A 954-nucleotide genomic window follows, 5' to 3' on the forward strand; every position below is an offset into this window, starting at 1 on the left:
GCCGAACAGCGGGATGTCACGCGGGCCGAGCGAGTTCTGCTCGAAGCCGCGAACCGAACCCAGGCCGCCGGCGTAGAAGTTCTTGAAGATCGGGTAGACTTGGCCGCTGTACGCCCCGGCGTAGCCCAAATCGCCATTGATCGCGAAGGTGTACTGCTTGCTGAGCGGGAAGAACTGCTGGTACTGGTAGGCGGCCTTGTAGTACTTCATGTCCCCGCCAACGCCGACCTCGAGGTTGGCGCGCTGCAGGATGCCGCTGGTCGGCACCAGCGCGCTGTCGCGGTCGTCGCGGGCCCAGCCGATGGTCAACGGGACGCCCGAGACGCTCGGGTTGTTGCAAAACAGCAGGAGGTTGTTCGGTCCGGTGAGGCAGCCGAAATAGGTCTGGTAGGAGTTCGGCACGTAGCCGGCAAGGGAGGTCCCGGGGTCGAAGCGATAACGCTCCACGCCGGCGCCGAAGAACACCGTGTCGCGCTCGCTGAACGGCACGCCGAAACGGATCGACCCGCCTTCGTTGGTCAGCCTGTAGTTACCGTCGATGTTGGCGTAATAGGGCTGGGTGGTCGTGGTGTAGAGGCTGAAGCTGCGCGAGATCCCTTCCTTCGTGAAGTAGGGATCGGTGGTGACCAGCGACAGCGTGCGGTTGTACTTGCTGGTGTTGACCTGGACGCCGAGGTAGTTGCCCGAGCCGAACACGTTCTCCTGCGAGATGCCGAAGGTCAGGCTGACCTTGTCGGCGCTCGAGAAGCCGGCGCCCAGCTGCAGAGAACCGGTCGGCTTCTCGGTCACCTCAATTGTCAGGTCGACCTGGTCGGGCACGCCCGGCACTTCCTGCGTGTCGACCGTGACTTCCTTGAAGAAGCCCAGGCGGTCGACCCGCTCGCGCGACAGCTTGATCTTGTCGCCGTCGTACCAGGAGGCTTCGTACTGGCGGAACTCGCGCCGGATCACTTC

General features: G+C 63.7%; 1 protein-coding gene. It reads right to left on the minus strand.

Features of this window, described 5'->3' with window-relative positions; translation table 11 throughout:
- On the minus strand, positions 1 to 954 hold a 954-nt coding region (gene bamA, locus AC1DY5_RS57070; RefSeq protein ID WP_478122947.1), incomplete at both ends, for an outer membrane protein assembly factor BamA.

This window comes from Variovorax sp. P4_D9, assembly GCF_056401695.1.